This window comes from Citrobacter sp. 506, from assembly GCF_050434985.1.
Lineage (GTDB): Bacteria > Pseudomonadota > Gammaproteobacteria > Enterobacterales > Enterobacteriaceae > Citrobacter > Citrobacter braakii.
On sequence record NZ_JBNDJN010000003.1, the window covers coordinates 14,598 to 36,717 of the forward strand.

Annotated in this window: 20 protein-coding genes and 3 tRNA genes; 12 read left to right on the top strand and 11 right to left on the bottom strand. The window is 52.9% G+C overall.

Translation table 11 applies throughout. The features are described from left to right. The first annotated feature begins 60 nt into the window (after positions 1-60). Positions 61-207: a lipoprotein toxin entericidin B gene (ecnB, locus tag ABIE10_RS13010; RefSeq protein ID WP_016151395.1), complete on the top strand. Its 147-nt coding sequence runs from the start codon at positions 61-63 to the stop codon at positions 205-207. A 30-nt stretch (positions 208-237) separates the two neighbouring features. Here the strand turns inward: ecnB and ABIE10_RS13015 are convergent, their stop codons facing one another. Beyond that, the gene (locus tag ABIE10_RS13015; protein ID WP_046275848.1) at positions 238-837 is read right to left on the bottom strand and encodes a helix-turn-helix transcriptional regulator; all 600 of its coding nucleotides are present in this window, start codon (positions 835-837) and stop codon (positions 238-240) included. A gap of 256 nt (positions 838-1,093) precedes the next feature. Between ABIE10_RS13015 and sugE the strand changes: the two genes are divergently transcribed. Continuing rightward, a complete protein-coding gene (gene sugE, locus ABIE10_RS13020) occupies positions 1,094-1,411 on the top strand; it encodes a quaternary ammonium compound efflux SMR transporter SugE (protein WP_016151397.1) in 318 nt (105 codons plus the stop codon). Here the strand turns inward: sugE and ABIE10_RS13025 are convergent. Both ABIE10_RS13025 and blaCMY read right to left on the bottom strand, forming a co-directional pair. Next, positions 1,408-1,941: a lipocalin family protein gene (locus tag ABIE10_RS13025; RefSeq protein WP_016151398.1), complete on the bottom strand. Its 534-nt coding sequence runs from the start codon at positions 1,939-1,941 to the stop codon at positions 1,408-1,410. The two genes, sugE and ABIE10_RS13025, sit on opposite strands and share 4 nt — an antisense overlap. A 93-nt stretch (positions 1,942-2,034) precedes the next feature. Then, complete coding sequence (gene blaCMY, locus ABIE10_RS13030; protein WP_181636024.1) at positions 2,035-3,180, bottom strand: CMY-2 family class C beta-lactamase; 1,146 nt, start codon at positions 3,178-3,180, stop codon at positions 2,035-2,037. A 131-nt stretch (positions 3,181-3,311) separates the two neighbouring features. On the opposite strand from blaCMY, the gene ampR reads away from it, so the two are divergent. Next, complete coding sequence (gene ampR, locus ABIE10_RS13035; RefSeq protein ID WP_429155984.1) at positions 3,312-4,184, top strand: LysR family transcriptional regulator AmpR; 873 nt, start codon at positions 3,312-3,314, stop codon at positions 4,182-4,184. A gap of 44 nt (positions 4,185-4,228) precedes the next feature. Here the strand turns inward: ampR and frdD are convergent, their stop codons facing one another. Genes frdD through frdA form a run of 4 tightly spaced genes read right to left on the bottom strand, consistent with a single transcriptional unit; the run spans position 4,229 to position 7,519 of the window. After that, entirely contained in the window at positions 4,229-4,585 is a 357-nt protein-coding gene (gene frdD, locus ABIE10_RS13040) for a fumarate reductase subunit FrdD (protein WP_003025535.1), read from the bottom strand. Positions 4,586-4,595: 10 nt separating this feature from the next. After that, positions 4,596-4,991 carry a fumarate reductase subunit FrdC gene (frdC, locus tag ABIE10_RS13045; protein WP_016151401.1) on the bottom strand — a complete coding sequence of 132 codons (396 nt, stop codon included), beginning with the start codon at positions 4,989-4,991 and terminating at the stop codon, positions 4,596-4,598. A 10-nt stretch (positions 4,992-5,001) separates the two neighbouring features. Further along, on the bottom strand, positions 5,002-5,736 hold the full coding sequence (gene frdB / locus ABIE10_RS13050) for a fumarate reductase iron-sulfur protein (RefSeq protein WP_016155500.1): 735 nt from the start codon (positions 5,734-5,736) through the stop codon (positions 5,002-5,004). Continuing rightward, a complete protein-coding gene (frdA, locus tag ABIE10_RS13055) occupies positions 5,729-7,519 on the bottom strand; it encodes a fumarate reductase (quinol) flavoprotein subunit (RefSeq protein WP_016151402.1) in 1,791 nt (596 codons plus the stop codon). Before frdA ends, frdB begins: the two co-directional genes overlap by 8 nt. Positions 7,520-7,843: 324 nt before the next feature. Between frdA and epmA the strand changes: the two genes are divergently transcribed. Together epmA and yjeM are read left to right on the top strand one after the other, a co-directional pair. Then, a complete protein-coding gene (epmA, locus tag ABIE10_RS13060; protein WP_003830517.1) occupies positions 7,844-8,821 on the top strand; it encodes an elongation factor P--(R)-beta-lysine ligase in 978 nt (325 codons plus the stop codon). 214 nt (positions 8,822-9,035) lie between these two features. After that, positions 9,036-10,538: a glutamate/gamma-aminobutyrate family transporter YjeM gene (gene yjeM, locus ABIE10_RS13065; RefSeq protein ID WP_155574772.1), complete on the top strand. Its 1,503-nt coding sequence runs from the start codon at positions 9,036-9,038 to the stop codon at positions 10,536-10,538. An 80-nt stretch (positions 10,539-10,618) separates the two neighbouring features. Here yjeM and mscM read toward each other — a convergent pair whose 3' ends face one another. The 3 genes from mscM to rsgA all read right to left on the bottom strand — a co-directional run bounded on the left by mscM (position 10,619) and on the right by rsgA (position 16,064). Further along, complete coding sequence (gene mscM / locus ABIE10_RS13070) at positions 10,619-13,933, bottom strand: miniconductance mechanosensitive channel MscM (protein WP_016151404.1); 3,315 nt, start codon at positions 13,931-13,933, stop codon at positions 10,619-10,621. A gap of 17 nt (positions 13,934-13,950) precedes the next feature. After that, positions 13,951-14,919, bottom strand: coding sequence for an archaetidylserine decarboxylase (gene asd / locus ABIE10_RS13075; protein ID WP_016155504.1), 969 nt, complete (start codon positions 14,917-14,919; stop codon positions 13,951-13,953). A gap of 92 nt (positions 14,920-15,011) precedes the next feature. Beyond that, on the bottom strand, positions 15,012-16,064 hold the full coding sequence (gene rsgA / locus ABIE10_RS13080) for a small ribosomal subunit biogenesis GTPase RsgA (protein ID WP_019078196.1): 1,053 nt from the start codon (positions 16,062-16,064) through the stop codon (positions 15,012-15,014). Positions 16,065-16,169: 105 nt separating this feature from the next. Between rsgA and orn the strand changes: the two genes are divergently transcribed. The 4 genes from orn (at position 16,170) to ABIE10_RS13100 (ending at position 17,382) form a co-directional block, all read left to right on the top strand. Beyond that, complete coding sequence (gene orn, locus ABIE10_RS13085; RefSeq protein ID WP_016151407.1) at positions 16,170-16,715, top strand: oligoribonuclease; 546 nt, start codon at positions 16,170-16,172, stop codon at positions 16,713-16,715. Positions 16,716-16,955: 240 nt separating this feature from the next. Continuing rightward, positions 16,956-17,031 (top strand) — tRNA-Gly (locus ABIE10_RS13090). Between the two features lie 156 nt (positions 17,032-17,187). After that, positions 17,188-17,263: transfer RNA gene (locus tag ABIE10_RS13095), tRNA-Gly, on the top strand. 43 nt (positions 17,264-17,306) lie between these two features. Further along, a tRNA-Gly gene (locus ABIE10_RS13100) sits at positions 17,307-17,382 on the top strand. A 269-nt stretch (positions 17,383-17,651) separates the two neighbouring features. Here the strand turns inward: ABIE10_RS13100 and queG are convergent. Further along, on the bottom strand, positions 17,652-18,791 hold the full coding sequence (gene queG, locus ABIE10_RS13105) for a tRNA epoxyqueuosine(34) reductase QueG (RefSeq protein ID WP_137380230.1): 1,140 nt from the start codon (positions 18,789-18,791) through the stop codon (positions 17,652-17,654). On the opposite strand from queG, the gene nnr reads away from it, so the two are divergent. From nnr to amiB, 3 genes are read left to right on the top strand one after another with little or no spacing between them, the layout of a single operon-like run. Then, positions 18,790-20,337 carry a bifunctional ADP-dependent NAD(P)H-hydrate dehydratase/NAD(P)H-hydrate epimerase gene (gene nnr / locus ABIE10_RS13110; protein WP_094761028.1) on the top strand — a complete coding sequence of 516 codons (1,548 nt, stop codon included), beginning with the start codon at positions 18,790-18,792 and terminating at the stop codon, positions 20,335-20,337. The genes queG and nnr overlap by 2 nt on opposite strands. After that, positions 20,309-20,770, top strand: coding sequence for a tRNA (adenosine(37)-N6)-threonylcarbamoyltransferase complex ATPase subunit type 1 TsaE (tsaE, locus tag ABIE10_RS13115; RefSeq protein WP_016151410.1), 462 nt, complete (start codon positions 20,309-20,311; stop codon positions 20,768-20,770). Before nnr ends, tsaE begins: the two co-directional genes overlap by 29 nt. A gap of 16 nt (positions 20,771-20,786) precedes the next feature. Further along, positions 20,787-22,118, top strand: coding sequence for an N-acetylmuramoyl-L-alanine amidase AmiB (amiB, locus tag ABIE10_RS13120; protein WP_141876169.1), 1,332 nt, complete (start codon positions 20,787-20,789; stop codon positions 22,116-22,118). Positions 22,119-22,120: the final 2 nt, after the last annotated feature.

A 22,120-nucleotide genomic window follows, 5' to 3' on the forward strand; every position in this document is an offset into this window, starting at 1 on the left:
GATCTTGTCTATTATTAATGAGCTATACACAAACAATATTGGCTAGAAAAGGAAGACGTTATGGTTAAAAAGACAATTGCTGCGATCTTTTCTGTGTTGGTTCTTTCTTCAGTGTTGACTGCGTGCAATACCACGAAAGGTGTTGGGCAGGATATCTCTGAGGGCGGTAGCGCAATCTCTGGTGCAGCGACAAAAGCTCAACAATAATCATGAACGGTACGACGTCACGTCGTACCGTTAATTCCCCTTCCCGGGGAGTGAGAGAAATGGTGAGAAGCGGTTCCCCATGTGCAGTTTCATGCGGATATTCCGTTTATAGGTGTAGACCGTCTTGCCATGAATGCTGAGTGCGGCGGCTATCGCATTGTTACTCACACCATCCATCCACATCGACAATACTTTCTCCTCCTGCGGCGTAAGCAGCGGAGTCGCGTTTTCGGCTATTTCTAATGTGGGGCGAAGCTGTAGCGCCTCCTGAATCGTGTGTGAGAGCGCGTTCAGCGTGGTGTGCTTGGTTAAGACCGAATAGGCGACGGATTGAGAGGAAGCCATTGAGGTGTGCTGTCTTTCAACTGATTGCAGTAAAATCAGCGGGATGACGCCGCAGCTCATGAAAAAGGGTTTAATTGGCGGGCTGGTATGCGTCTCGCTAATAAAACTGTATAAATCCGCGATCACCAGATGCGGCTTCCACTGCAAAATATGCTCTTTTGCTAACAGGAGATTATTGATCCCTGACACAAGAAATGAGGAGCTGAACCTGCCAGAATGATTAAGCAAGGCCTCAATCCCTGTGCGGGTAAAGTGGCACCGGTCAATCACTAAAATTTTAAGCATAACCTTTTCGCATTCAGAAGAGAGGCAATCGACTTTCCGGATTCAGAAAGCCCTTCATCATAGAGAACTCCGATGAGTGCCAAATGCGGGAACTACGCCGCTAATTATGCTTAATTCTTGCTTTTAGCGGGCAGCGAATAAAAAGGTTGAAATTCATTTTCTCTCGGGCAAAAATGCCATTTCACACATCAGCTTTGCAGGACGACCTGCAAACGCTTCTTTCACTGGGGACGGCCCCATTGTTCTGGAGCCTGATATGTCCTGGATCGTTTTATTAATTGCAGGTCTGCTCGAAGTTGTCTGGGCGATTGGCCTGAAATATACCCACGGTTTTACGCGTTTGACGCCAAGCATTATCACTATTGTGGCAATGATCGTCAGTATCGCCATGCTCTCTTGGGCAATGCGTACGTTGCCTGTAGGAACCGCCTATGCCGTATGGACCGGTATCGGCGCAGTCGGGGCGGCCATTACAGGGATTCTGCTGCTGGGTGAATCTGCCAGCCCGGCGCGGTTACTGAGCCTCGGGCTGATTGTGGCCGGTATTATTGGCCTCAAGCTGAGCACCCACTAAGCGCCAGGCTGTTTTACCCAAATCAGCTTATTCACCTCAAACCCTTCCCGGGTCGCGATGGCCAGCATTTGCTGTTTCATTTCATCTGAAATAGTAGGGGTCCGTGAAAGGATCCACAGGTAGTCGCGATCCGGCCCGCAAACCAGCGCGTGACGATATTCCCTGTCGAGGGCAATCACGTTATACCCGCCATAAAAGGGGCCAAAAAACGAGACCTTGAGCGCAGCGCGGTTTGGGTCGCCAGTGAAGTAGGCTTTCCCCTCCGTTTTCTGCCACATTCCTCTATCCGGGTTATAGCCCTTGTTAATAACATTGATACCGCCGTCGTCGCGCAGGCTGTAGGTAGCAGTCACTTTTTCCAGTCCGCGCTCGAAGCGATGGTCGAAACGCGCAATTTCATACCAGGTGCCCAGATAGCGTGTGGCATCAAAGTTATTTACTACGGTAACACCTTTCGGTGGTGTTGGGGTGCTGCAAGCGACAACCAGAAATGCAGCCGTAACTGCAGCAACGACGGGCAGAATGCGCATGGGATTTTCCTTGCTGGATTTTTGTTAAGTGTAGATGACAGCAGGAAAAAAAGAGAAAGAAAGGAAGCCCGATATCCAGGGCCTCCTTGTCCGTTACTGCAGTTTTTCAAGAATGCGCCAGGCGGCCTCGACGCGAACAGGGTTTGGGTAGCTCTTGTTTGCCAGCATCACGATGCCAAGGTTTTTTTCTGGAACGAAAGCAACATAGCTGCCGAATCCGCCAGTGGAGCCCGTTTTATGCACCCATGAGGCTTTCACGGCAGGCGCGGGCGGGTTTACCTCAACGGCAGGAAGCGCTGCCAGTGCCACTTTGCTGTCGCTACCGCTAATTATCGAGTTGGCCTTCACCGGCCAGTTCAGCATCTCCCAGCCCAGGCCCTGGTACATATCGCCAATACGCCAGTAACGTGACTGCGCAAGCTCGATGCCCTGCTGGAGCGTTTTCTCCTGAACCTGGCTGGCGTCCATGTTGGCCTGAACCCAACGGGTCATATCGATAACGCTCGATTTCACCCCGTAGGCTTCAGCATCAAGTTGGCCAGGGGATACATGCACAGGCTTTCCTTCGCGATAACCCCAGGCATAATCTTTTTGTTCGCTCTGCGGAACCGTAATCCAGGTATGCGCCAGTTTTAAGGGGTGCAGGACGCGTTTGGTCATCGCCTCTTCGTAGCTCATGCCTGAGGGTTTCACCGCCAGGGCGCCAAACAGACCAATGCTGGAGTTAGCATAAAGACGTTTAGCGCCTGGGGCCCATTGCGGCTGCCAGTTTTGATAAAAGCGTAGTAACGCGGCTTTATCCGTAACGTCGTCCGGAACCTGAAGCGGCAGGCCGCCTGCCGTATAGGTGGCTAAGTGCAGCAGGCTGATACCCTGCCACTGCTTACCCGTCAGTTCAGGCCAGTACTGCGTGACCGGATCGCTGAGCTTAATTTCGCCGCGGGCGATAGCATCGCCGCCCAGCACGCCGTTGAACGTTTTACTGACCGATCCGAGTTCAAACAGCGTTTGTTGAGTGACTGGACGGTTATTGGCGATATCGGCTTTACCCCAGGTAAAGTAATAAGGTTTCCCCTGATAGATAATCGCAACGGCCATACCCGGAATAGCCTGCTCCTGCATCAGCGGTGTGATGGTGCGGTTAACGATATCGGCAATTTGTTGTTCTGTTTTTGCGGCGGCAAACGTGGAGAAAGAAGCTGTCAGCAGCAGCGCGCAGCATATCGATTTTTTCATCATGAAATCAGTTCCGTAATTAAAAGCGAAAGGGTGTCCGGGCCCGTCAGACGTAATCAGTGTGTTTGATTTGCACCGTGTTGACAAACGGTTAAATTTAGCAGCAGATATAAGTTTTTCTAACAGGCCAGATAATGACGTGTAGCTATATCCCCCTTAACTCGCTGCGGGCTTTTGAAGCAGCGGCCAGACATCTCAGCTTTACCCGCGCTGCGATTGAGCTCAACGTGACGCATTCTGCAATAAGCCAGCATGTGAAAGCGCTGGAGCAACAGCTGAATTGTCAGCTTTTTGTGCGTGGTTCTCGAGGGTTAATGTTGACGACTGAAGGGGAAAGTCTGTTACCTGTACTTAATGACTCTTTCGATCGTATGGCGGGGGTGCTGGATCGTTTTGCCACTAAACAGACTCAGGAAAAACTAAAAATTGGCGTGGTGGGGACCTTTGCGGTCGGCTGTCTTTTCCCTCTGTTGAGCGATTTTAAGCGCCACTGTCCGCATATTGATTTGCATATTTCCACCCACAATAACCGTGTGGATCCCGCCGCCGAAGGGCTGGATTATACTATTCGCTACGGAGGAGGAGCCTGGCACGATACCGATGCGCAATATTTGTGTAGCGCGCTGATGTCTCCGCTGTGTTCACCGACATTGGCCTCGCAGATTAAAGCACCTGTGGACATCCTGAAATTTCCGTTATTACGATCGTATCGGCGTGATGAATGGACGCTTTGGATGCAGGCCGCCGGAGAAGCGCCTCCGTCACCGACGCACAACGTGGTGGTGTTTGACTCGTCCGTCTCAATGCTGGAAGCCGCGCAGGCGGGGATTGGTGTGGCAATTGCACCGGTTAGAATGTTCACGCATTTGCTCAGCAGTGAACGTATCGTGCAGCCTTTTTTAACGCAGATTGATCTGGGGAGTTACTGGATAACGCGTTTACAATCTCGTCCGGAGACGTCCGCGATGCGTGAGTTTTCCCGCTGGTTGACCGGGATGCTGCACTAATAAAAAGGCCCGCCATTGGCGGGCCTGATAATTAACGCATGCGATTAGATGGTCAGGATCCCAATAGCCGTTACAACGGTCAGGATAGCTGCCAGTCCGTAGAATACCCATTTGCCCGCAGGCACGTGGATTTTCAGGTCATGCATCGCGTGGTGCATACGGTGTAAACCGCACCACAGCGGCAGAACGATCATCAGGAACAGAAACGCACGTCCGATGAAGCTCTGAGCGAATGCCAGTACGCGTTCATAGCTGAAAGCATCAGGAACAAAGCCCAGCGGCAGCATAATGCCGACCAGCAGGATCATCACCGGCGCAATGATTGCGCTCCACATACCGCCTGCACCAAACAGGCCCCAGAATACGGGTTCGTCAGAGCGTTTTGGATTTGGATTAATCATTCCGGACTCCTTACCAGAACAGGGCAACAAACAGTATTACTACTGTCGCAACCACAGTAACTGCCCAGAGACCTTTGATGATCGGCTCTGGCCCCATTTTTTCGTCTTTTACGATGATGTTGGCAGCTTTTGGCGCCAGCTCAAACCAGGTTTTGGTATGCAGCAGCGCTGCTGCCAGGGCGATAATATTCAGGATCACCACCACCGGGTTTTGCAAAAAGGCGACAAAGCCCATCCAGGACTCTGCACCATGCTTGAGTGCAAACAGGCCGATAATCAGTTCAATGCTGAACCAGACTGCCGGAACCGCCGTGCCTTCGCGCAGCATGTAAAAACGATAAAATGGCAGCTTTTTCCACCAGGTGGACGTCATTGGTCGCACATAGGGTTTGCGTTTAGTCGTCATCGTGCACTCCTTAGCGTGGTTTCAGGGTAGCGATAAGAAAGTCTTTTGAACTTTCAACTTTACCCTGCTGAATGGCCGCAGCCGGATCGACGTGTTTCGGGCAGACTTCGGAGCAGTAGCCCACAAAAGTACAGGACCAGACGCCGTTCGGGCTGTTCAACTGAGCCATACGCTCCTTCTTACCGTGGTCGCGGCTATCTTCGTTGTAACGATGCGCCAGCGTAATCGCAGCCGGTCCAATGAACTCTGGGTTCAGGCCGAACTGCGGGCACGCGGCGTAGCACAGACCACAGTTGATGCAACCGGAGAACTGATGATACTTCGCCATCTGCGCCGGAGTCTGGGTGTTTGGACCCTGATCCGGTGTACGCGGGTTACCGATGATGTACGGTTTGATCGCTTCCAGGCTTTCGATAAAGTGCGTCATGTCGACGACCAGATCGCGCTCAATCGGGAAGTTGCCCAGCGCTTCAACCTTCATGCCGCTGGTGTAATCACGCAGGAAGGTTTTGCACGCCAGTTTAGGTACATTGTTAACCATCATGCCGCAGGAGCCGCAGATCGCCATACGGCAGGACCAGCGGTAGCTCAGGTCCGGTGCCAGGTTATCCTTGATGTAGCCCAGCGCATCCAGCAGTGACGTGGTTTCATCATAAGGAACTTCGTAGAAAGCACTGTGCGGCGCGGTATCGGTTTCCGGGTTATAGCGCACCACCTCAACTTTCAGGTTTTTCATCTCAGCCATTCGCCTTCTCCTTCTTATCGGCTGCTTCCGCTTCGCCACCGTAAACACGTTTAGCCGGTGGCAGAGTGGTGATTTTCACGTCGCTGTATTCCAGGCGAGTCGTGCCGTCAGCATCGCGGAAGGCGAGGGTGTGTTTGAGGAAGTTCACATCGTCACGCTCGGTGCAGCCTTCATCCAGACGCTGATGCGCGCCGCGGGATTCTTTACGCGCCAGAGCAGAGTGCGCCATACATTCAGCAACGTTCAGACCGTGACCCAGTTCGATGGTGTACAGCAGGTCGGTGTTGAAGACGCTGGAGGTATCAGTGATACGGACGCGCTTGAAGCGTTCCTGCAGCTCAGCCAGTTTATCAACGGTTTTCTGCATGAGTTCCGGTGTACGGTAGATACCGCAACCTTCTTCCATGGACAGGCCCATTTCGTCACGGATCTTAGACCAGTTTTCGTTACCTTCCTGGTTAACCAGATCTTTCAGACGTTTTTCAACGCCAGCAACCTGCGCATCGAGCGCGGCACTGTTTGCAGCGCCAGCCGTTGCAGCACGTTCTGCAGCCTGTTCACCGGCCATACGACCGAAGACCACGAGTTCCGCCAGGGAGTTAGAACCCAGACGGTTAGCGCCATGCAGACCAACAGAGGAACATTCGCCCACAGCGAACAGACCTTTAATGCGGGTTTCACAGTGCTGATCGGTTTCGATACCGCCCATGGTGTAGTGCGCGGTAGGACGTACCGGGATCGGCTCTTTAACCGGATCGACACCCACGTAGGCTTTCGCCAGTTCGCAGATGAACGGTAAACGTTCGAGCAGTTTTTTCTCGCCGAGGTGACGCAGGTCGAGGTGAACCACATCGCCACGCGGGGTGGAAATGGTGTTACCTTTACGCCATTCGTGCCAGAAAGCCTGAGAAACTTTGTCGCGCGGACCGAGTTCCATGTATTTGTTTTTCGGTTCGCCCAGCGGGGTTTCCGGACCCATGCCGTAATCTTGCAGATAACGGTAGCCGTTTTTGTTGACCAGGATACCGCCTTCACCACGGCAGCCTTCGGTCATCAGGATACCAGAGCCTGGCAGACCCGTCGGGTGATACTGAACGAATTCCATATCACGCAGCGGAACGCCGTGGCTCAGCGCCATGCCCATACCGTCGCCAGTTACGATGCCGCCGTTGGTGTTGTAACGGTAAACACGACCTGCGCCGCCCGTTGCCATCACAACAGCATTAGCACGGATCTGCATCAGCGTGCCTTCCATCATGTTCATGGCAACCAGGCCGCGAGCATGGCCATCATCAACCAGGATATCCAGAACGAAGTGTTCGTCAAAGCGCTGAATCTGCGGGAACTGCAAAGATGTTTGGAACAGCGTATGCAACATGTGGAAGCCGGTTTTATCCGCGGCAAACCAGGTACGCTCGATTTTCATACCGCCGAAGCGACGTACGTTGACGCTACCGTCTTCACGGCGGCTCCATGGGCAGCCCCATTGTTCCAGTTGCGTCATTTCAGTTGGGCAGTGGTGGACAAAGTAATCCACGACATCCTGCTCACACAGCCAGTCTCCGCCTGCTACCGTATCGTGAAAATGGTAGTCAAAGCTGTCATGATCCTGCGCGACAGCAGCAGAGCCGCCTTCGGCAGCAACGGTATGGCTGCGCATTGGGTACACTTTTGAGATCAGTGCGATTTTAGCGTTGGGATTTGCTTGTGCGGCAGCAATTGCAGCACGTAATCCCGCGCCACCGGCGCCTATAATGGCAAGATCGGCTTGAAAGGTTTGCACGACATTCCTCCAGATTGTTGTTATTTCATTCCTGCCTGAAATCAGATGCTTCATCGGCTTCAAACAGGTTATGAACGCGTTTCCACTGCTCCTTTATAGGTACAATAGTATAGTCTCAGGGATGTGCGGGAAATTTGACGTGTTCGATTTTTTTAGCGTGTCAAAGGGGGGAATTATCATTGAATTTGATTAATTTAATTACTAAACCACCCCATGTCGCTTTTTTTATCCAATTGCCAGTGTGGATTATTGGCGCGCGAAATTTGTCTCGTTAACGCGATACGAGTAGACTTCGTGCCCTTGTCTTAAATCGGAGAAACAACCATGAGCGAAACGGCAACCTGGCAGCCGAGCGCGTCCATCCCCAATCTGTTAAAACGTGCAGCAATTATAGCGGAGATTCGCCGCTTTTTTGCCGATCGTGGCGTGCTTGAGGTTGAGACCCCTTGTATGAGTCAGGCAACGGTAACGGACATCCATCTGTTCCCGTTCGAAACGCGTTTCGTCGGCCCTGGACACTCCCAGGGAATGAATCTCTATTTAATGACCAGCCCGGAATACCATATGAAGCGCCTGCTGGTGGCAGGATGCGGCCCGGTGTATCAACTGTGCCGCAGCTTCCGTAATGAAGAGATGGGGCGTCATCATAACCCTGAATTCACCATGCTCGAGTGGTATCGTCCGCACTACGATATGTATCGCCTGATGAATGAAGTGGATGATTTGCTCCAGCAGGTGCTGGACTGCTCACCTGCGGAAAGTCTCTCTTACCAGCAAGCCTTCCAGCGCCATCTGGAGATAGACCCGCTGTCTGCGGATAAAACCCAACTGCGGGAAGTGGCGGCGAAATTGGATCTCAGCAATATCGCCGATACCGAAGAAGACCGGGACACCTTACTGCAGTTGCTGTTTACGATGGGCGTTGAGCCGCATATTGGCAAAGACAAACCGACGTTTGTGTATCATTTCCCGGCCAGCCAGGCATCACTGGCGCAAATCAGTACCGAAGATCACCGCGTGGCTGAACGTTTCGAGGTTTACTACAAAGGTATTGAGCTGGCGAATGGTTTCCATGAATTGACCGACGCGCGCGAACAGCAGCAGCGGTTTGAACAGGATAACCGCAAACGTGCCGCGCGTGGCTTGCCGCAGCAGCCTATCGACACTAACCTGCTTGAAGCGTTAAAAGTGGGTATGCCGGATTGCTCTGGTGTGGCGCTGGGCGTTGACCGTCTGGTGATGCTGGCGCTGGGCGCAGAGAGCCTGGCCGAGGTTATCGCATTTACCGTCGATCGCGCGTAACGCACTCTCCTTCCATACAAAGTGGCGGTGAAATGGCCACTTTGTAGCATATTTTTTCATTTACCCTCTAATAGCCACAATTTACTCCTGGATATTTGATATCGTTCAGGTATCAATTCTGTGTTGATTTTTCTATCGCTGAACTCTGAAAAGAGGGCAGTGCCAACCGGTGAGTGGCGTTTGTTAAACGCTTGCCAGAGTAAGGGATGGTTTAATGACCCAAACAATAAAAAAGATGAGCCTAATAGGTCTCATCCTCATGATATTTACGTCTGTTTTCGGTTTTGCGAATAGCCCCTCCGCATTCTATTTAATGGGGTATAGCGCGATTCCGTGGTATATATTTTCTGCATTATTATTCTTTATCCCATTTGCTTTAATGATGGCGGAAATGGGGGCTGCCTATCGGAAAGAAGAGGGCGGAATCTATTCGTGGATGAATAATAGCGTTGGGCCACGCTATGCGTTTATCGGCACGTTTATGTGGTTTTCTTCCTATGTAATATGGATGGTAAGTACCGCAGCGAAAGTTTGGGTACCTTTTTCAACCTTCTTATTTGGCGCAGACATGACGCAGCATTGGCGTTTTGCGGGGCTTGAGCCTACGCAGGTCGTCGGGTTGCTCGCCGTCGGTTGGATGATTCTGGTAACCTGCGTGGCCTCCCGGGGTATTAATAAGATTGCTCGTATTACGGCTGTAGGCGGAATTGCCGTAATGTGTCTTAATTTAGTTCTGTTGTTAGTGAGTGTCGCTATTTTGTTATTAACTGGTGGTCACTTTGCGCAGGATATTAATTTCATCTCCTCGCCTAATCCGGGATATCAGTCCGGTCTGGCCATGTTGTCATTTGTTGTGTTTGCCATTTTTGCATACGGCGGAATAGAAGCCGTGGGGGGATTAGTTGATAAAACAGAAAAGCCAGAAAAGAACTTTGCGAAAGGCATTGTCTTTGCCGCGATTGTCATTTCTGTCGGTTATTCACTGGCCATATTTTTATGGGGCGTTAGCACCAACTGGCAGCAAGTATTAAGCAATAGCTCGGTCAACCTCGGCAATATAACGTATATCCTGATGAAAAGCCTCGGGATGACGTTAGGTAACGCGCTGCATGTTTCTCCTGAAACCGCGATGGCGACGGGGGTGTGGTTCGCGCGTATCACCGGGCTTTCTATGTTTCTCGCTTATACCGGCGCTTTTTTCACGCTCAGCTATTCGCCACTGAAAGCGATTATTCAGGGAACGCCGAAGGCGCTGTGGCCAGCGCCAATGACCAAACTGAATGCCGTGGGGATGCCGACGACGGCAATGTGGTTGCAGTGCCTGCTGGTGAGCCTGTTTATCCTGCTGGTTTCGTTTGGCGGCGATACGGCTTCAGCGTTCTATAACAAACTGACGCTGATGGCGAACGTCTCGATGACGCTGCCGTATCTGTTCCTCGCGCTGGCGTTTCCGTTCTTTAAAGCCCGTACGGGCCTGGAAAGACCGTTTGTTGTCTTTAAAACCCGAGCGGCGACGTTGCTGGCTACATCGGTGGTTGTGCTGGTGGTGACGTTTGCCAATGTGTTCACCATCATCCAGCCGGTGATTGAAGCTGGGGACTGGAACAGCGCATTGTGGATGACCGGAGGCCCGATCTTCTTCTCGCTGTTGGCAATGGCGATTTATCAGAACTACAGCCGCCGCACGGCCAACGAGCCTGAGTGGGCGGTGGAGTAAACTTCCTGCTGAATCCGGCCTACAAAAATGATTCTTCGTAGGCCGGATTCGGCGAAGCTGCCATCCGGCATCATTTTTGTTTACAAACTCCCCGCCGGGCGACTGCTTCTGCCCGCAGAACTTAAGGTTCTTCCCGTTTGCTTACCGCCGAGGCTCTCCAGACGCATCTGGAACGGTGGGAACGGCATATCGATACCGTGCTCACGGAAGCCTGCCAGAATCAACTGGTGGATTTCGTGGCGCAGCGGCATACGATGCCCCATTTCAGCGGCATAAATACGCAGTTCGAAGATTTGAATCCCTTGCTGCAGGTCAACCAGGAAGACTTCTGGTGCCGGGTTATCGATAACCAGCGAGCAGCGTTGTGCGGCAGTAAGCAGGATCTGCGTAACCTCCTCGCTGTTAGCCTCCGACGGTGCCGGGATGGTTAATACCACACGGGTGACCGAATCCGATAACGACCAGTTGATAAACTGCTCGGTGATAAAGGCTTTGTTGGGGACGATGATCTCTTTGCGGTCCCAGTCGCTGATGGTCGTGGCGCGGGTATTAATTTTCGTCACGCTACCGGTAAGATCGCGAATCGTCACCGTGTCGCCAATGCGGATTGGTTTTTCAAACAGGATAATCAGGCCGGAAATAAAGTTGGCGAAGATCTCCTGCAAACCAAAGCCCAGACCGACACCGAGAGCCGCTACCAGCCATTGCAGTTTGGACCACTCAATACCGATCATTGAGAAGCCAACCAGACCGCCAATCAGCATCAGCAGGTACTTGGTGATGGTAGTGATGGCGTAACCGGTGCCGGGGGTTAAATCGAGATGTTGCAGCAGCGCCAGCTCCAGCAGCGCGGGCAGGTTGCGCACTAACTGGGTAGTGATGATAAACACCAGGATTGCGATAAGCACTGCACCCAGCGTTATCGGCTCTAAACTTTCCACACCCTGCACCGTGGAGGTGACATCCCACAACGAGATGTTTTCCAGGAAGCCGAAAGCGGAATGAATTTCTGACCACAGCACAATGACCGAGAGCAGGGCGATAAGCATCAGGATAGAGCGCACCAGGCGCAGTGATTGCGCGCTGATAGCATCCAGATCCACTTCGCTTTCATCAACATCAATCGTGCCTTCAAGGCTGGTGGAATGCGCTGGTTCTTCTTCACCCCGTGCGCGCTGCGCCAGCATTTCAGCACGTCGATGCTTGGCGCGGTCAAACGCCAGCCGGCGGCGCTGGATCAGCATCCAGCGGCGGATAACGTGATACACCACCAGTAACAAGAACCAGATAGCTACGGACGTTTCAAGACGCGCCAGTAAAGCTTGCGACGTGGCGAGATAGCCCACTGCCGCAGCGAGAATGGCAATCAGCGGTGCGCCCATCAGCATATTCCACAGCATGCTGTTGACCATGTTATCGCTGTTGCCTTCTTTATCGAGGTACAGCGGTATTCCGGCGCGTTTCAGGCTCAGGGTCACGACCGCCAGCGCACCGCAAATCAGAATAAAGCACAGACGCCCCAGTGAGGCGGAGAATTCCCGGTCATTGAGATTATCAAACATAATCACCGCCATGATCAGCGGCACAATCAGCCCGATACTCATCAGGTAATAGTGCATGGCTTTCGCGACGCGGTTACGCGGCCAGCCAAAGTGGGCAATGAACAGACCGTTGGGGCGCGCAAAGGTGGCGCAAATCATTACTGCCCACAGCATGGGCACCGTGGCGGTAACGCCATCGCCGATAGCGACAGCTAATGGATAAGGCCAGGCTTCCTGCAATCCGTAACCGAGCGTTGCCCACAGCACCGGCAACGGAGAAGCGACGAGTATCGACCAGAACACCGTGCGTATCGTCAGCCAGAAGTGGTCCTGGGTGACTTTCCCGACCCGCGCAGATGAACGCTCCAGAAAACGGGTGAAGTGTTTGCGTGAAGAGAGGCTAAAGCCAACCAGCACCAATGCCGCGAAAAGCGGCAGCAGCGTTTCTTTGCTGGTCAGCATCATGATGCTGGCTTTGCCCAACTGATTAAACGTATCTAATGAGATCAGACGCCGCAGATCCTGGACGATGTCGACAGGCCAGGAGAGGGAGATGGGGCTAACGTCCGACGTCCAGAAAAGATAGCGGTGCGTTGCTTCGTTGACCTCTTTTAGCGCATCTTCCAGTTGGCTGTTAGAGACTTTGAGCTTGGTCAGCTCAAGGATCAGCGTATCGCCACCCTGTAACAAAGAGTTCAGCAGCTCACGTTGGGTGCGTAACTGGGCGTTGAGAATGCTGCTCTGTTCAGCGGTCAGCGGTTGTCCATCGGCCTGATGAATCTGACGCAACTGCGGCTGTTTATTGAGGAGATCCTCATAGCGCATACGGTGCACGCGAAGCTGCGCCATTTCGGTATCCAACTGCTGAGGCTTGGGCATTTCCGGTAAACGGGATACCTGCGCGCGCAGTGCTTCTCCCAGCATATTTGAGACCCCAAGCCACTGAGACTGCTCTCGCAGCGTATTCAATGCCTGGCGCACCTGTAGCGTTTGGCTGGCGGCTTGACGCTGTTGCGAGGCGACCAGGTCCATACGTTGCGCCTGCTGGTTTAATGCCTGAGACAGTTCGCGGTTAACCTTGAACTGGTCGACAATACCTTCCGGCAGTCCCGCGCTGTTTTCCGCCAACAGTTCGGTGCTTTCCAGCGCTCGCTCTGCCTCACGCTGACGTTGACTGTTGAGCTGGTTGCGCAAAGCCTGCAGGTAAGTATCGAGCTGCTGGCTCTGTTTTTCCGCCAGCTCTGAGCGCATACGCGCCAGCTCCTGGCGGTTATTAGCGGAAAGCTGCGCCAGCTCCAGTTCATCGACCAGGGCTTTGAGTTTGGCGGATTCAGCCTGCATCGCCTGATTCTGCGCGGGATTAGAGTTGGCGGTACCAATACGTCGCTCAAGCTCATTTAGCTGGCGGCGGGCATCGGTTTGCTGTTGAGGAAGCTGGCTTAACGAGTCGGCGATTTCCCGGGCGCGATCCTGCTCCTGCTGGGCCTGACGACTCTTTTCCAACAGTTGGCTGCTGACCTGGAGGATCTCCTGGTTTAACGCATCGGTGGTGAGTCCGGTTGGCACATTGCGCGGTTCGTCGCGCAGGTTGCTAAGCTGCGCGCGTAATGTTGCGGACAGCTTGGGGAAGTTATCAATAACTTGCTGATATTGCTGGGCACGCTCGAGAGAACCTTTACGCTCCTCGAGGGCATTCAGCGCGGACTGGAGCGCCTCGACGGTTTCTGGCTGAGCAGGTTTCGCCGCTTTTGCCTGCTCCAGTTCCTGGGTGAGTTGTTTGGCATCGGGGGCCGTCGCAGCGTACGCCCCCAGGCTGAGGCACCAGGCCATCAGAAAAGTGATAATCAGGCGCACAGCAGCGATTCCTATGTTTAACTTTCGTCTTTTTTGTCGTCAACCAGCGGGCTGGCGTCGTGTTCTGCTTCGATTTCTTCTTTCGCAAGCGGGGCTGGTTCTGCCTCTGGCGTCACGAATGTCTCGGTCGAGATGGCCATTGGCTGGCCGATTTTGGTCACAGAAAGGTCCTGTAACTGCTCAACCAGGTTAACTTTACCAGGCGCGAACAGGTTGATAACGGTGGAACCGAGCTTAAAGCGGCCCATTTCCTGACCTTTCAGCAGTGCCACCGACCCTTCGCTTTCGCCTTCCGGCCAGGTCCAGCGTTTGATGACGCCTTCACGCGGTGGGGTAATGGTGCCAGCCCATGCGGTTTCAATACTGCCGACGATGGTCGCGCCGACCAGAATCTGCACCATCGGGCCAAATTCGGTATCAAACAGACAGATTACGCGTTCGTTGCGTGCAAACAGGTTTGGAACGTTTTGCGCAGTCAGGATATTTACAGAGAAGAGATCGCCTGGCACGTACATCATTTCACGCAGGATACCGTTACACGGCATATGTACACGGTGGTAATCGCGTGGAGATAAGTAAGTGGTCACAAACGTACCGTTGCGGAATTTGTCCGCCATCTGGTAGTTGCCGGCCAGCAGTGCTTCAAGGGTATAGCTGTGCCCTTTGGCCTGCAGCAGTTTGTCTTCTTCGATGTTTCCTAACTGGTTAATCACGCCGTCAGCAGGCATGACCAGTACGTTTGGATCGGTGTTAATCGGGCGAACGTCGTCGCGCAGTGGGCGAACAAAGAAGTCGTTAAAGGTGCGATAGCTGGCGGTGTCCGGTTTTTGCGCCTCTTTCATATCGACCTTGTAATATTTCACGAACAGATCGATAACCAGTTTAGTCAGCCATCCTGCTCGTTTGCTCGCACCCCAACCCGCCAGGCGAGTGAGCCATAGTTTCGGCAGAATGTATTGTAGCGAAAGCTTAAATGAGTTTAACAAGGTAGCCTCCAGGCCATAATTTGTTCCCGATCCGGCATACGGGCCGGATCCTGAAAAAAGGGGGACGATTCTAGCGATGCTTAGCTTAGTTGTCAGTTGTCTGTATCAGAAAAGTTTTTACGTGTTTTTACCTGCGCCATGCTTTCCAGGATGCGGTGATAATTTTCAAACCGAGTTTCAGCTATTGCCCCTTTTTCTACGGCCTCACGGATAGCGCAGCCTGGATCGGTATCATGCTTGCAGTCGCGGTATTTGCAGTGGCCCAGGTAGTCATGGAATTCGACAAAACCATGTGTGATTTGTTCCGGCTCCAGATGCCACAACCCGAACTCACGTACGCCAGGGGAGTCGATAACGTCGCCACCGTGCGGGAAATGATACAGGCGAGAGGCAGTGGTGGTGTGCTGTCCAAGGCCGGAGTTGTCGGAGACATCGTTGGTCAGGATCTCTTCCTGCAGACCGAGAAGATTATTGAGCAGGCTAGATTTACCAACGCCCGACTGACCGGCAAAAATGCTGATGCGATCGGTTAATGCTTCTTCAAGCGGTTTCAGGCCGTCTTTCGTGCGGCTTGATACCATCAACACGCGATAGCCAATGTGGCGATAAATATCCATCTGTTCGTTAACAAAGGCCATGCCTTCGTCATCCAGCAGATCGATCTTATTCAATACGATAATTGGTTCAACGTGTAGCGTTTCACAGGCTACCAGATACCGGTCGATAATATTGAGTGACAGCTCGGGTAAGATGGCTGAGACAATAACGATCTGGTTGATGTTGGCGGCAATGGGTTTCACCCCGTCGTAAAAGTCGGGACGTGTCAGTACCGAGGTACGCTCGTGTACCGCCTCAACGATGCCTTTGACATTCACGCCTTCTGCTGCTGCTTTTCCCGGGCGCCAGACAACGCGATCGCCGGTCACCAGCGAGCGAATTGTACGGCGGATGTTGCAGCGGTGAATCTCACCGTCAGCAGATTCCACGTCGGCATGCATGCCAAAACGGCTGATTACGATGCCTTCAGCGGTTTCGCCAAACAGGTTGTCGTCGTAGTCTGGCTTCTCCGTGGACGTTTTCAGACGACGCTGGTGATTGGCGTTCACACGGCGCTGTTGGCCTTTGGAGAGTTTATTCTTACTCAATCGGACTGACTCCTGGTCGCCCATAATGGGCAAAACATTTATGATACACGCAATTTTAGATGAATATAGTCACACTGAATGTGACGCTGAAGGGTGGAAAATAGCATGAGTGCCAATGAAAACAACCTGATTTGGATCGATCTGGAGATGACAGGTCTGGATCCCGAGCGCGATCGCATAATTGAGATAGCCACGCTGGTGACGGATGCCAACCTGAATATTCTGGCTGAAGGACCGACAATTGCGGTGCACCAGTCCGACGAACAGCTGGCATTAATGGATGACTGGAACGTACGTACGCATACCGGTAGTGGGCTAGTGGATCGCGTGAAGGCGAGCACCATGGGGGATCGTGAAGCTGAACTGGCTACGCTGGCTTTTTTGAAAGAGTGGGTTCCAGAAGGGAAATCACCTATCTGCGGCAACAGCATCGGTCAGGATCGCCGTTTCCTGTTTAAATACATGCCGGAGCTGGAGGCGTATTTCCATTATCGCTATCTTGACGTCAGTACTCTGAAAGAGCTGGCGCGTCGTTGGAAGCCGGAAATTCTTGCTGGCTTCACCAAGCAGGGAACGCATCAGGCGATGGACGATATTCGTGAATCTGTTGCTGAGCTTGCTTACTATCGCGAACATTTTATTAAGCTTTGATTTTGTGGATGGCCGGACGGCGCTGTGGCTTACCCGGCCTACGAATATCGTTCCTGCGCGCTTGCACTGAGGCTGGATTGTCGCTAAATTAGACGACTTGCCGATAAATTCAGCACTTAAACAGAAAAACGAAAAAATCGCTTTTAGGGGGGTTGCAGCTAAACGGATTTCTCGTATAATGCGCCTCCCGTAACGACAGAGAATTACACGTTACGGCAGCAGCAAAAGCAGTACAAATTTGCGGGAATAGCTCAGTTGGTAGAGCACGACCTTGCCAAGGTCGGGGTCGCGAGTTCGAGTCTCGTTTCCCGCTCCAAAATTTGAAAGTGCTTGTAAAGCACAGACCACCAATCGCAGAATTTCGAATTGCGACAAGGCGGCAACTGAATGAGTCCTTAGGAGCTTACTAAAGTAAGTGACTTAGGCGAATGAAGTCAGCCAACGCAGTAGCGGTTCGAAAGACGAAGATTAAGCGGGAATAGCTCAGTTGGTAGAGCACGACCTTGCCAAGGTCGGGGTCGCGAGTTCGAGTCTCGTTTCCCGCTCCAAAATTTGAAAGTGCTTTTGTCTACAAAGCACAGACACACCCAAGCGGGAATAGCTCAGTTGGTAGAGCACGACCTTGCCAAGGTCGGGGTCGCGAGTTCGAGTCTCGTTTCCCGCTCCAAATTCTTACCCCAATAAAAATATCCACAGCGAATAAATACGTTGGGGACGTTTTGTTTCGTCATTGACATACTCTTGTAAACAGACTTATCCACAGGTTCGGGTATTATTCCTGGAATGCAAAAAACTTAGTCGGGTGAATAGTATCATTTTAACTATTTGAAAATATTGAATTAATTATCATTTCAAATTGTTAATGCGATCACTTGACGATTTTTTCCCTCTTGAATATCAATGTGTTTTTATTTTTATACACAAGCTGTGGATGACTTAAGCGTCACGCGGCAGACCCTTTTCAATGACCCTGACCAAACGTTGTTTCTTCGGTAACTGCACTTCAACTACGCAGGCATTTCGCTTCTCGATTTGCTGAGCAACCGCCCACTCTATGTGTTCGTCGAGAAGTGGGTGCTCACCTCTGCGACTTTCCAGCGCGTGAATAATGGCTTCATCCCATGGGGCATTACCCAGCGCAACGGCGATATTTCGCAGCCAGCGCAGGTGACCAATACGACGAATAGCAGACCCCTCCGTGACTTTTAAAAACCACGCTTCGCTCCAGCTAAACAGCTCTATTAACTCCGGAGCATGAAGCTGTTTGCGTGGGTTGAAGTCATCCTCTGTCGTCAACTGCGAGTAACGGTTCCACGGGCAAATGAGCTGGCAATCATCGCAGCCGTAAATTCGATTCCCCAACAGGGGACGAAATTCTTCCGGGATCGCGCCTTCCAGTTCGATAGTGAGATAAGAGATACAGCGGCGCGCATCTACCGTGTAGGGTTCAACGATGGCTCCGGTGGGACAGATGGTCATACAGGCGACGCATTTCCCGCATCCTTCTTCTACTGGGTTGTCGACCGGCAGGGGCAAATCGATCAGTAATTCCCCGAGAAAGAAAAATGAACCAGCTTCGCGATTGAGGATAAGTGAGTGCTTACCTGTCCAGCCAAGCCCGGCTTTTTCCGCTAATGGACGCTCAAGAATGGGCGCAGAATCGACAAAAGGTCTAAAATTCAGCGAAACGCAGTGCTGTTGAATCCTCTCCCCCAGCTTTTTTAAGCGGTTACGCAGCAGTTTATGGTAGTCGCGCCCAAGCGCGTAACGGCTGACGTAACCCAGAGAAGGGTTTTTCAACGTGCTGGCAAAGGCCGCATTGGCAGGAAGATAGTTCATACGTACGCTGATGACACGTAGCGTACCGGGTAATAATTCGTGAGGTCGGGCGCGCATCATGCCGTGACGGGCCATCCAGTCCATCTCGCCGTGATAGTGTTTATCCAGCCAGGCCTGCAGTTTGGGCTCCGCTTCGCTGAGGTCGGTATCGGCAATACCGACCTGCTGAAAGCCAAGCTCCAGCCCCCACTGCTTAATATTTTGCGCTAACTGATTGAGATCGAGGGGCTCTGACATGACGGACCATACAATGAAGAAAAACCCCGCAAGTATACCACACTCCATTTGGCACGCCGATGACATCAGGCGGATGGAGCGAGAGGCGGCAGACAGTTTAGGACTGACGTTGTACGAGCTGATGCAACGGGCGGGAGAGGCGGCGTTTCAGGTCACCCGCGAGACATATCCAAACGCTCAGCACTGGCTGGTGCTATGTGGTCATGGCAACAACGGTGGTGATGGTTACGTGGTGGCAAGGCTTGCCAAAGCTCAGGGGCTTGATATTACGTTGCTGGCGCAGGAGAGTGATAAAGCGCTCCCTGAGGAAGCACAGCAGGCACGCGACGCCTGGCTTAACGCCGGTGGCGTCATTCATGCTGCGGATATCAATTGGCCAGATCGCGTGGACGTCATTATTGATGCGCTGTCAGGCACGGGCTTAAAACACGCGCCGCGTGAGCCGCTCTCGGCATTGATCGAACGAGCTAATCACCATCCTGCCCCTGTCGTGGCAATAGACATTCCATCCGGCCTGCTGGCGCAGACGGGCGCGGCGCCGGGCGCGGTTATCAATGCGGCGCACACCGTGACCTTTATTGCGTTGAAGCCTGGTCTGCTAACCGGTAAAGCGCGCGATGTCACCGGACGCCTGCATGTTAACGCACTCGGTCTGGACGACTGGCTGGCGGGGCAGAACGCGCCGCTGCAACGGTTTGATGCTCAACAGCTTGTACACTGGTTAACGCCGCGTCGACCCACCTCGCACAAAGGCTCCCACGGTCGGCTGGTGATCATCGGTGGTGACCACGGCACGGCTGGCGCAATACGCATGGCCGGTGAAGCGGCGCTGCGTGCAGGAGCCGGGCTGGTTAAAGTGCTGACCCGTAGTGAAAATATTGCGCCTATTCTGACTGCCAGACCGGAACTGATGGTCGATGCGCTGACGCCGCAGACTCTGGAGGAGAGCCTGGCGTGGGCGGATGTTGTGGTAATAGGACCAGGGCTTGGTCAGCAGGAATGGGGTAAAAAAGCGCTGCAGAAGGTAGAGAATTTTCGCAAACCGATGCTCTGGGATGCGGATGCGTTGAACCTGCTGGCAATCAACCCCGATAAACGTCACAATCGCGTGATCACGCCGCATCCTGGTGAAGCCGCGCGACTTCTGGGCTGTTCCATTGCAGAAATTGAAGACGATCGCTTACTTTGTGCACAACGTCTGGTAAAACGGTACGGAGGCGTCGTCGTGCTGAAAGGCGCGGGTACGGTTGTTGCTGCCGAACAGGCCGAATTGGGTATTATTGATACCGGCAATGCTGGAATGGCCAGCGGCGGAATGGGTGATGTGCTTTCCGGTATTATTGGCGCATTGCTCGGACAGAAGCTTACCCCGTATGATGCGGCATGTGCGGGATGTGTCGCGCACGGTGCGGCGGCGGATGTGCTGGCGGCGCGTTTTGGTACGCGCGGCATGCTGGCGACAGATCTCTTTACCACGCTACAGCGTATTGTTAACCCTGATGTGATTGACGTTTATCATGATGAATCGAGTAATTCCACTACCTGATGAGCAGGCGACTTTAGACCTGGGACTGCGGGTAGCCAAAGCCTGTGATGGCGCGACGGTAATTTATTTGTACGGCGACCTGGGGGCGGGTAAAACCACTTTCAGCCGGGGATTCCTGCAGGCGTTAGGTCACAAAGGAAATGTAAAAAGCCCCACCTATACGCTGGTTGAACCCTATTCGCTCGATAATTTGATGGTATATCACTTCGATCTGTACCGACTTGCGGACCCAGAGGAGCTGGAATTTATGGGGATCCGCGATTATTTTGCCAATGACGCCATCTGTCTGGTGGAATGGCCGCAACAAGGTAAAGGTGTACTGCCAGACCCGGACGTCGAAATACACATTGAATATCAAGCGCAAGGTCGAGAAGCGCGCATAAGCGCAGTCTCCTCATCGGGTGATTTATTGCTGGCGCGTTTAGCCGATTAACCTTAAGGGTGGCGGGATGATTTATCGCATCAGAAACTGGCTGATGGCAACACTGGTCCTGCTGTGCGCGCAGGCAGGGGCCGCCAGCCTCTCCGATCTTCAGGTGTCCAATGGCAATCAGCAAGCGCGGATTACGCTGAGCTTTATTGGCGATCCTGAATACGCAGTTTCGCAGGACGGGAAACGAACCGTCGCGTTGGATATTAAACAAACCGGTGTGATTCAGGGGTTACCGCTGCTGTTTAGCGGCAATAATCTGGTGAAATCTATCCGTTCCGGCACGCCAAAAGATGCGCAGTCTCTGCGCCTGGTTGTGGATTTAACCGAGAACGGCAAAGCCGAAGCCGTAAAACGCCAGAACGGCGGCAATTATACCGTCGTGTTTACCATCAAAGCTGATGCGCCACCGCCGCCTCCACCACCTCCAGTGGTTGCGAAGCGTGTTGAAGCGCCGGTTATCGCCCCGCGCCCTGCCGAGCCTGCGCGTAATCCGTTTAAAGCGGAAAACGATCGCACCACGATGGTAACCAACAGTAATACCTCCACACGACCTGCGGCGCGCGCCAGTACCAGTAACGGCGAAAAAGTAGTTATCGCCATTGATGCCGGACACGGCGGGCAGGATCCTGGCGCTATTGGTCCCGGTGGCACACGTGAGAAAAACGTCACGATTGCCGTGGCGCGCAAACTGCGCAGTTTGCTCAATGATGACCCGATGTTTAAAGGCGTACTCACCCGTGATGGCGATTACTTTATCTCGGTGATGGGGCGTTCAGACGTTGCGCGTAAACAAAACGCCAACTTCCTGGTCTCTATACATGCAGATGCCGCACCAAACCGGGATGCCACAGGTGCTTCCGTCTGGGTACTGTCAAACCGTCGGGCAAACAGTGAAATGGCCGGCTGGCTGGAACAGCACGAAAAGCAATCGGAACTGTTGGGTGGGGCGGGCGATGTGCTGGCAAACAGCCAGTCCGATCCTTATCTCAGCCAGGCCGTGTTGGATCTTCAGTTCGGTCATTCGCAACGCGTTGGGTATGATGTAGCGACCAGCATGATCGGCCAGTTAGAACGTATTGGCTCGATGCATAAGCGTCGTCCGGAACACGCCAGCCTTGGGGTATTACGTTCGCCTGATATCCCGTCAGTGCTGGTTGAAACTGGCTTTATCAGTAACAACAGCGAAGAGCGTCTGTTGGCGAGTGATGACTACCAGCAGCAGCTGGCCGAGGCAATTTACAAAGGATTGCGTAACTATTTCCAGGCGCACCCGATGCAAACCGGGCCTCAAGGCACACCGGCGCAAACCGCGAGTGCGGTATCGCCTGGCAACACGTTAACAAATTAAGG